Origin of the sequence: Clostridioides sp. ZZV15-6598 (assembly GCF_020657705.1) — a bacterium.
GTDB classification, from domain to species: Bacteria; Bacillota; Clostridia; order Peptostreptococcales; family Peptostreptococcaceae; genus Clostridioides; species Clostridioides difficile_F.
This window is the reverse complement of sequence record NZ_JAGWCS010000188.1, coordinates 1-5,642: the sequence shown is the minus strand read 5'-3', so window position 1 is coordinate 5,642 and position 5,642 is coordinate 1. Positions and strand designations below refer to the sequence as shown.

Annotated in this window: 5 protein-coding genes; all 5 read right to left on the bottom strand. The window is 30.0% G+C overall.

Annotated elements, in window-relative coordinates; genetic code table 11:
• Positions 1 to 151: 151 nt before the first annotated feature.
• Complete coding sequence (locus KGF50_RS20020) at positions 152 to 460, bottom strand: hypothetical protein (RefSeq protein ID WP_227849688.1); 309 nt, start codon at positions 458 to 460, stop codon at positions 152 to 154.
• 143 nt (positions 461 to 603) lie between these two features.
• On the bottom strand, positions 604 to 2,868 hold the full coding sequence (locus KGF50_RS20015; protein ID WP_227849687.1) for a molybdopterin cofactor-binding domain-containing protein: 2,265 nt from the start codon (positions 2,866 to 2,868) through the stop codon (positions 604 to 606).
• Positions 2,869 to 2,871: 3 nt separating this feature from the next.
• Positions 2,872 to 3,321, bottom strand: coding sequence for a 2Fe-2S iron-sulfur cluster-binding protein (locus KGF50_RS20010; RefSeq protein WP_227849686.1), 450 nt, complete (start codon positions 3,319 to 3,321; stop codon positions 2,872 to 2,874).
• Positions 3,321 to 4,109, bottom strand: a complete 789-nt coding sequence (locus tag KGF50_RS20005; protein ID WP_227849685.1) for an FAD binding domain-containing protein — start codon at positions 4,107 to 4,109, stop codon at positions 3,321 to 3,323. Before KGF50_RS20005 ends, KGF50_RS20010 begins: the two co-directional genes overlap by 1 nt.
• Before the next feature lie 193 nt (positions 4,110 to 4,302).
• Positions 4,303 to 5,571 (bottom strand): cation:proton antiporter, encoded by a 1,269-nt coding sequence (locus KGF50_RS20000; RefSeq protein ID WP_227849684.1) that lies wholly within the window; start codon positions 5,569 to 5,571, stop codon positions 4,303 to 4,305.
• Between the last annotated feature and the right edge of the window lie 71 nt (positions 5,572 to 5,642).

Sequence of the window (5,642 nt, the reverse complement as noted above, 5' to 3'; positions counted from 1 at the left end):
ATATTATACAATAGAATACATATAAAATTAAATAGTTAGATTTTAAATATATGTTATAATTATCATGGATATAAATTAAAATAAATTTATATCTTAATTAAAAATATTAAAAAAGAGCCTTAAAATTAGGCTCTAATAATTTATTTTAAAATCAATGAACTCTAGCATCTTTTAATTTAGATAATATCATCCAAGTTCCTACACAATCAATCTCCAGTTGTTTCTCTATTTCATCATATAACATTTCTTGATATGATGTATTTAAAACAACATTTTCAACAAGTTTAGAAATTTCTTCTTCTGCGAAGTCGATTTCTATTTGATTCTTCATTTCCTTAAAAAATACCCTTGCTTTTCTCTGACTTATTGAACGACCCTCAAAGCTGACTAAACATTCTAAAATGTTATTATCTCCTCTAAAATTATTTACTGCTCTCATATTATTTAGATTTCCAGCCAAAACATCATCCCCTTAGTTAATTTTATATCTTACAAGTAAAATTTTCATAATATTATAATAACTACTTATTAAATATCTTTCAACAGGTATGACATAACTGGTTGTTTAACATGTAAAACTAGTCTAGAATCTGTATAAAATACTTACTTATTCATTTCCATAAAAACTTTTTCAGGTGTAATAGGAAGTGTATTTATTCTAACTCCAACACCATTAAAAACAGCTTCTTGTATTGCTGGTAAAGGTGTATTTATAACAACTTCTCCAACAGATTTAGCTCCAAAAGGTCCTGTTGGCTCATAATTTTCAACAAAATCAACTTCCACATTTCCAATATCACATCTAGCTGGAATCTTATATTGCATAAATGTGTTTGTATCCATGTTACCTTTTTCTGTATATCTAACTTCTTCAAACATTGCCATTCCAATACCTTGAACAATTCCACCTTCAACCTGTATCTTTGCTAAGTTTTTATTTATAACCGTTCCACAGTCTGCTATGGCTACATAATTTAATAAGTCAACTTTTCCAGTTTCTTTGTCAATTTCAGTTTCTGCAAAACCAGCTATAAAAGGTGGTGGTGATACTGGACTACCATGAGATGCAAGCCCTATTAATTGATTAGTATTTGGTCCAATTGTAGAGTCAACTGCTATGTCAAACAATGAAGTGCTACATTCTTTACTAGTTAATTTTATACCATCAAATTCTATTTCTTCTTTATCTACACCTAGTTTAGTTGCTCCAGCAGATATTATTTTATCTCTCAAATCTTGAGCTGCTTTAACTACTGCCATCCCAGTTACATATGTAGTACTTGAAGCATATGAACCTGGGTCATATGGGACCAAGTCTGTATCTGCTGATATAACTGTTATATTTTCAATACTTGTCTCAAGAATTTCAGCAGCCATTTGCGCTAAAATTGTGTCACTTCCTGTACCCATATCAGTAGAACCTATCATAAGTGTATAATCTCCACAGTCATTTAATTTTATTTCTGCTGAAGATTTGTCAAGACCTTGTATACCAGAACCCTGCATAGTAATTGCCATACCTACACTTCTAACTTTTCCATTTTCAAGATGCTTACAAGGATATTTTTCATCCCATCCGATAAGTTCTTTCCCTTTATTTATACATTTTACTAAGTCTACACTATTTAAAGTTTTTCCATATGCAAAGGTAGTTTCACCTTGTGTTACTACATTTTTTAATCTTAAATCTGTTGGGTCCATTTTTAATTTATCAGCTAGCATATTTATAGTTGATTCAACAGCAAAACAACCTTGAGAAGCTCCATATCCTCTAAGTGCGCCTGCTGGCATTTTATTAGTATAGACTACATCTGCAACAAATCTTGTTGCCTCAACCTTATTATACATTGGCAAAGTCTTCTCACCAACTAGACCAATAGTTGTAGAAGCATGTTCTCCATATGCTCCTGTATCTGAAAGTGCATTTATATCTATAGCTTTTATTGTTCCATCATTAGTGGCACCTAGTCGAACTTTTAGTTTCATTGCATGTCTACTAGTTGAGCAATTAAAAGTTTCTTTTCTATCATATATTATTTTAGCTGGTTTACCTGTTTTTAAAGTTACAATAGCTGAAAAAATCTCAACACAAGCAGTTTGTTTACCACCAAAACCACCACCGATTCTAGGTTTTATAACTCTAATTTTACTAGCTGGTAGTTCTAATGCACGAGATAAATGTCTTTTAACATGAAATGGTATTTGAGTTGAACTTACTACAACTAGTCTTCCAGCATGATCTAAATAGTTATATGATCTATACGTCTCCATCATTGCATGGGCTTGAGCTTGAGTATAATATGTTTCTTCAATCACTATGTCACAATTACTTAATACTTTTTCTATATCACCTTTTGTATAGTCATGATGTGATACTATATTCTTTTCTCTCTGCATGCCTATTTCAAAATTACAATGTCTATCTTCATCATGTACTATAGTTTTATTTCCTATTGCCTCTTCAAAATTCAAAACAGGTGTTAGTACTTCATAATTTACCTTTATAAGATTCATTGCTTTAACTGCACTTTTTTCATCTATAGCTGCAACTATAGCTACCTCATCACCAACATATCTCACAACATCTTCAAGAATTAACCTATCATAAGGTGATGGTTCTGGATATGTTTGACCAGCAAGTGTAAATCTAGATTTTGGTACATCTTTATATGTTAAAATACATTCAACACCATCAACCATTTCTGCCTTTGATGTATCTATATCTTTTATCTTTGCATAAGCATGAGGGCTTCTAAGTATCTTTACTATTAAAGCATCTTTTGCTGCTAAATCATCAGTATATACAGGTTTTCCTGTTGTTATACTCATTCCATCTATTTTTTCAATTCCTTTTCCAACTATATTCATATTCTATTTTACCTCCAGATAAGTTTTGATAGCTCTTAACTGTCCCATATATCCTGTACATCTACATAAATTTCCTGTTAAATAATGTTTTATTTCTTCATCTGTAGGGTTCTTAAGTTCATCTTTCATTGCAAGTACAGTAAGTATAAAACCAGGAGAGCAGAAACCACATTGTTCAGCTCCTTCTTTTACCAAAACTTCACTAAATTCTTTAACTTCATTTTCTAAACCTTCAATTGTAGTTATCTCTTTATTTAAAACTCTCAAAGTTAATGTCGCACAAGATAATGTAGGTTTCTTATCTATTAAAACTGTACAGAGACCACAACACCCTGTATCACAACCCCTTTTTACACTTAAATTGCCAACTTTTCTTAAAGTATCAACCAAATATTCTTCTGGCTCTATATCAACATTTTTCATTTTCCCATTTATATTAAGCTTTACTAACATTAAATAACCTCCATTATAGCTCTTTTTAAAAGTACTTTACTCATAGCTTTTCTATAGTCTTTAGATGCTCTCATATTAGAACCAAATGTTAATTCCTCAGAAGCTATTTCTATTGCTCTATCTATATTAGCTTCATTAATTTCATTATTAGATAAAAACTCACTAGCTTTTTTTGCAATTGTAGCTTTTTGAGGTCTTGCTCCTACACATAACTTAAACTTCTTACCATATTTTGAAACAGACACATTCAAAATAGGATAGTCACTCTTTGCATTTCTCAAGGACTTATAAGAAGCATTTTTATTTTCCTTCTTTATATACACCTTAATCAATAAGTCTTTCTCATAATCTCTATCTAAAAATTCTTCAAGGCTAATTCTTCCACCCTTATATAACTCTACTTCTGTGTCTAATGAAACCAGTGCCACTATCAAATCAGAAAACCCATATTTAGAAAATACCGTTGCTCCAACTGTTACTACATTTCTAAACTGAATTCCTATTATATCTTTAACTGAATCTTCTATTATTTTCCCAAAATTATCTTTTATTATTGAGCTTGTTTCCAATGTTCTAAAAGTAGTCATAGAACCAATTTCAACATACTCTTTATCTTCTTTTATATAATCTAGGTTTAGGTTGGATAACTCTATACCTGTTCCTATTCTTTTTTTCCCCATTCTTAAAAAAGCACTTCCACCAATTACTTGATTAGTTTTTCTTTTATTTAAAATTGAGTACGCTTCTTCTACTGTATCTGGTTGTACAATATCTATAACCGTAAACATAAATTTCCTCCCTTATTCGCTATTCTTATTTTAAATACAACTAATTATATCACAGCTTCAACAAATTTTGATAATAAATATATGCAATATGTAAATTATGTAAATTTATTTTTATATAAAAAATGGCTATTTCAATAATTATCACTAGATAACCTTAAAATAGCCATTATTATGTATTCTTTAAAGTGAAAAACTAAAAAGTTGATACCTTTTCACTTATATTTATCACTTCTTCTTCTAATAATCCAAGTTTTTTAGCTACCAATTTTGTAGTACTTCCTTGTATTACTAATGTAATTAATATAGACATAAATACTACTGATGAAATTACTTCATATCCAGGAACTTTCATTGCTGAAATAATACCACAAAGTGCAGCTGGTATTACACCCGTTTCTCTTACCCACATCATAAACAATATTTCATTTTTACTCCATTTTGCTTCTCTATCTGCAAGTGCACATACTAAGACACAAATTGGTCTTGCTATAAACATTAATACTAAAACTGCAATTACAGATGGTACAAAATATTTACCTAATTGAGCCAAATTAACTTGGCTACCTAATATTATGAATATTGCCATACGACAAATAGTTCCTAAAGTCTCAGCAACGTAGAAATCTGCATCATAAGATTTTTGGCTTAACCATATTTTAAAGTTCTTCTTGTTACCAGTTATTATACCTACAATAAAGCAAGACATATATCCACTTCCACCTAATTTTGTAGATAATTCATATGCAACCACAACTGAAATAACAGATATTATTGGTGCAAAATCTTTAAATATACCATATGGTTTATCATTAACTAATTTCAAAAGCAGTATTCCTGTAATTAAACCAACGACAACTCCGACAACAACCATTGTACCTAGTTCATAAATATTTTCACTTAAAGAAAACTTATTTGATAAAATTACAGCTAACACTGCTGATGTTAATATAGCTCCTGTTGCATCATTAAAGGCTGATTCACTTATTACAGTTTGTTTTACTCTATCCTTTATCTTTACCTGATTAAATATAGGCACAAGAGTAGCTGGGTCTGTTGATGCTATTATAGTTCCTGCTAATAAAGCAGTCATTGCACTTACTCCAAAAGTAAATCCTATTACTTGTTGCATTATCAAAGCAGATATCACAACTCCTACAGTAGCTAGTAAAAATACAGATATCTTTACATTTCTCAAAACCTTTAAACTTATTTCTTTCCCACCTAAATATAATATAAATGCAGAACCAAATGTAAGTATTAGTTGATTCTCTATTTGGAATCCACGAATATCTATAAATTTCAAAAATGATGGTCCTATTAAAATACCTACAAGTAAAAATAATACAACATCTGGAATTTTTACTATTTCGCTAAGTTTACTGCAAATTATTCCAGTTATACTAACAATAGCAAAAATTATCAATAAATTATTGCTGGCAATTGTATGTATAGATGATTCCATGTCAGTCTCTCCTCCTAATATGCATGTATACAACATACTCATTTATTCATTTTACTATACAATTATAGCAC

Bases quoted from the DNA above. Each gene is read 5' to 3' on its own strand.
- KGF50_RS20015 (WP_227849687.1), bottom strand. From the start codon at position 2,868: ATGAATATAGTTGGAAAAGGAATTGAAAAAATAGATGGAATGAGTATA.
- KGF50_RS20010 (WP_227849686.1), bottom strand. From the start codon at position 3,321: ATGTTAGTAAAGCTTAATATAAATGGGAAAATGAAAAATGTTGATATA.
- KGF50_RS20005 (WP_227849685.1), bottom strand. From the start codon at position 4,109: ATGTTTACGGTTATAGATATTGTACAACCAGATACAGTAGAAGAAGCG.
- KGF50_RS20000 (WP_227849684.1), bottom strand. From the start codon at position 5,571: ATGGAATCATCTATACATACAATTGCCAGCAATAATTTATTGATAATT.